6 protein-coding genes are annotated in these 3652 nt (G+C 37.4%); 2 read left to right on the top strand and 4 right to left on the bottom strand.

The genetic code is table 11. The features are described 5' to 3' along the window. Positions 1-194: 194 nt before the first annotated feature. The 3 genes from CK510_RS32120 to CK510_RS27870 are packed head-to-tail and all read right to left on the bottom strand — an operon-like array spanning position 195 to position 1748. Positions 195-335, bottom strand: coding sequence for a hypothetical protein (locus tag CK510_RS32120; RefSeq protein WP_158224981.1), 141 nt, complete (start codon positions 333-335; stop codon positions 195-197). Then, complete coding sequence (locus tag CK510_RS27875) at positions 335-733, bottom strand: Uma2 family endonuclease (protein WP_245912470.1); 399 nt, start codon at positions 731-733, stop codon at positions 335-337. Before CK510_RS27875 ends, CK510_RS32120 begins: the two co-directional genes overlap by 1 nt. A 25-nt stretch (positions 734-758) precedes the next feature. Beyond that, on the bottom strand, positions 759-1748 hold the full coding sequence (locus tag CK510_RS27870; RefSeq protein WP_095724743.1) for an alpha/beta hydrolase: 990 nt from the start codon (positions 1746-1748) through the stop codon (positions 759-761). 159 nt (positions 1749-1907) lie between these two features. On the opposite strand from CK510_RS27870, the gene CK510_RS32115 reads away from it, so the two are divergent. Together CK510_RS32115 and CK510_RS27860 are read left to right on the top strand one after the other, a co-directional pair. After that, the gene (locus CK510_RS32115) at positions 1908-2090 is read left to right on the top strand and encodes a hypothetical protein (protein WP_095724742.1); all 183 of its coding nucleotides are present in this window, start codon (positions 1908-1910) and stop codon (positions 2088-2090) included. A 2-nt stretch (positions 2091-2092) separates the two neighbouring features. Then, positions 2093-2446: a BglII/BstYI family type II restriction endonuclease gene (locus CK510_RS27860; RefSeq protein WP_095724741.1), complete on the top strand. Its 354-nt coding sequence runs from the start codon at positions 2093-2095 to the stop codon at positions 2444-2446. Positions 2447-2787: 341 nt separating this feature from the next. On the opposite strand, the gene CK510_RS27855 is transcribed toward CK510_RS27860, so the two are convergent. Continuing rightward, the gene (locus CK510_RS27855) at positions 2788-3630 is read right to left on the bottom strand and encodes a DUF6816 family protein (protein ID WP_211293329.1); all 843 of its coding nucleotides are present in this window, start codon (positions 3628-3630) and stop codon (positions 2788-2790) included. Positions 3631-3652: the final 22 nt, after the last annotated feature.

The following is a 3652-nucleotide window of genomic DNA, read 5'->3' as shown; positions in this document are numbered from 1 at the left end:
TTCTTCCTTCTCTTCCTACCCTTCGGGTAGGCACGAAGTGACTTCCAAAGGTAGCCGCTCCGCGTCTAAGGCGTTCTCTGCGCCTACCCTACGGGAAGTCACTCCGTGTCTATGACGGTTTAAAATATTGAATAGCTTAGTCTTAACTGAACCGTATTGTACTATATAGGGGAAAAGTTTCCCTGTGAACGGCTCTACAAATGATTTTGGTCGATATCTACTTGGACGATCGAGAATATTCGAGTGATGATATCTTGCGATCGCGTATAGTGACTCCGTTGCGATACTCTTACCGCAGGGTCGGAGCATCGCACAATCAATTGTTGTAGAATCATTAATTAAGAATCACTTTGAAGTCGGATTTTGCGGGTTTATTATTTTTTAAGCTTGTGTTTGCTACTTCTATTAGCCAGAAAATATCTTCAGGTTTGGGATGACGGTTATTGTAAGTAGAATCCGGTAATCTGGCTATAGCAATATCGGGTTCAGGTTCGGAGTTTGCGAGGGTAATTGGTCCATTGAAACGAACTTCAGCTTGATTTGCAAGTAATTCCTCTAGGTATTTACTACCGCGTTTTGCTGTATTGTAATGGATTGGGGTTTCTGGACTCATTTCAATTATTTCACCCTCTAGCAACTCAACATTGCGATCGCACAAAACTCCGGCTTGAATCATGCGATGATATTCATCAATAGACCATTTTGCTAGTGTTTTCACAATCGAATCACCCATAGCTTAATTTTTGCCTAATTTCATATTACATTGTTTCGATTTTTTCTAAAACCATCCTCACAGCAATCGATATTATCTCTGGTTGATCAATCCAGACAAAATGACCACTATTATGCGCTTGAATCTGTGTACAATTGCTTGATAACTGCATTAGCTCTTCATGCATTGTCTCTCGTAATTTATTAGCACTTTTCAAAGGTATAAAATTAGTCCAGAATGCAGGTTTAAAAAAGCTACTTGCCTGAATATTCACAATTGGTAATTCACCAAAATTATTCGCCACACTCACTTGTTTGCTACTTGCATCCAAATTCAAAATTTCCTGTGCCATTGTCAACCAGTGTTTAGGACGACAGAAAGAACGGATTGCATACTGGCGTATATGTTGAGGAAATTTACGTAATTCAGGTTTGAGTAATTCAAATATCCCTAACATCTTGAAAATGCGAATAATCCCTAGTATTGCCCCAAATACTGACATCACAAACCCAGAAGCAAAGAAGTATTTCAAAACTTGCAAACCCAAAGGCATTTTCAACATCCCAGATTCATGCAAACCATCAGTAAGTACCATTCCGACGACTTTCTGGGGGAAACGACGTGCATATAAACGTGCATTATAACTACCAAATGAATCCCCAACCAGAATATAAGGTGGTTCAATACCCGCATTTTGCAAAAGCGTATCCAATTCTACCACCATATTCTCACTAGTACGGGAATGGGGACTAATATCGCTCCAACCAAACCCAGCGCGATCGTATATACAAACCCGTCCAATTTTTGCCAATTCATCAATGAGAAAATACCCTTCAATTCCACCCAAACTATGCTCTAAAATTACCGTTGGACTACCTTCATCCTTGTCATACAAGTGTTTGTCATATAAATGCAATTTGTAATCCCCAATATCGATTAATTGTCCTGGAGGTGGGTTTTTATCCTCCAACCAACAAGCGATCGCATGGTAAATTGTTGTTGCTGCTAGTAACAGCGATTGAAAATAACTAGGCATTTTCTCAGCATTGATAGGGTTTGCATTGATTCATTGCAGATTAACACAAACGCTTCTTTTTAAGTGATTTTACTGAACTTTCACAGCAAGTTAATCATAGATTTATCTTTTTTCAGAGATTATTGAAAGGAAAGCTTCGATGCGAGTGATTTAGATAGTATGAGTATCAGTATGCATAATCTACAACCACCACTACTAATTCAAGCCTTAGCAGAGGTAAAAACAAGTCGTCGTTGTAACCTGTTTAATTATAGCTGTGTTGCGATCGCGCTTCGCGATATGGGCTATAAATTGGAAGCTGACTGGTTAGAACAGCATCGAGTGGGTATCAAACAAGGGTAAAAATGGATGGTTCTTTCCGAGATATGGATTTTGTGAAAGAAAAGCTTGGTGTTGAGGTTCAGTTTGGTAAGTATTCGTTTATGGTGTACAACGTTTGTGCCAAAATGACTATTTTCAAGAATTTAGGACATATTGATGCGGGAGTAGAAATTTTACCAGTGAAACAACTTGTAAATGCGATGTCATCTGGTGTTTCATTCTTCGAGCAATTTATTTGGGATTTGGAACAGCGTGGGGTTTCAAATATAGATATACCTGTTCTGATTCTTGGTATTGATGACGAATACGGAGGACAAATTATTGCGACAGCACAAGAAGTGATAGATTTACAAGAAGAACATCAGCAGCACCCTTAGATAATATATGATAATCTGAAAAATTAGCATTTCCTATATAGCTAAGTTATACCGAAAGCCTAAATCCAAGGATTATTCCTGCTTTACAAAAAACCTTGGATATTTAAGTTAGATTGAAAAAATATTTTTTGTAAAATAATGTAAATTTTTTCCGGAAAATGAGATAAAGGGGACAAAGTGTGAGATGATTAGTCTTGTGTTAATTATAATTGGATGGTCGTGAAGTTTTTATGGATGAACACATCCGATTATAGTAAAATCTAAATTTAAAATACTCAATAATGCTACCACGATAAGCCCCACTTTAATCATTATCTCTCTTATTTTAATTTTTATTTACATTACAGACTGTAGCGAAACTCTAACTTATACCGATATAAAGCCACTGGTCGAGAACCAGCTTTAAAATAATTGGAGTCTTGGGGAGAAAGATAAACTGCTGTAACTTGATCGGCTTCAATGATGGGATTTTGGTTACTTGAATTTTTAGCTAGATTCTGAGAGCTTAAGAAATGATAAGCGGTAGTCGATTCCACATTATTAAAATAGGGATTAGACTGTTTTTTGCCATCTTGAAATAATTGCTGAAATACTTCCGTTGTCAGATATCTTCCATCGCCAGTAATTTCGATTCCCCTTGCGGTAACAATAGAAACTAATTGCTTATCTCCCCGCAATAATGTAATTTGACGATTTGGTGATTCTGGGTCAACTTTTACAGATAAAACTGCTTTATTCCCTAAATAAGCTCTCGCTAAACTCAAACCATTGTATGCTCTATCTGCGACAATCATAGGTGGTTTATGAGATGCTTGATTAATAGTACGAGGGATTAACTTAGAACCTGACTTCAAGCTTGAAACATACCTGTTTTCCGGGATAAATTTAACTTTAAAAATGATCGGTTGATTTAAATATTGCCGATTTCCCTCAAAACCAGGTGTGACAATATCCGGTGCTAAAGGTGCAGCTAAATCAACCAAAGTACTCTTTACTACCCACTCACCAGCCATCCAACTAGGGTAAACTAAATCCCCTATTGCTGGTTTAACATCCGTTAATTTTTCCCATTGCGAAAAATTTGCCAGTCTTTCTGCTAGTTCACCTGCATTTGCGTCACCACTCGATAACAGCACCAGAACTATCAGAAAAAAACTTAAACAAAAACCCCTAATCACTCTCATAGTAAGTATTTCAGAATATGAT

It is taken from the genome of Brunnivagina elsteri CCALA 953, assembly GCF_002289455.1.
Classification (GTDB): Bacteria; Cyanobacteriota; Cyanobacteriia; order Cyanobacteriales; family Nostocaceae; genus Brunnivagina; species Brunnivagina elsteri.
Note: the sequence above shows the minus strand (reverse complement) of the source record. Positions and strands in the feature narration are given on the sequence as shown.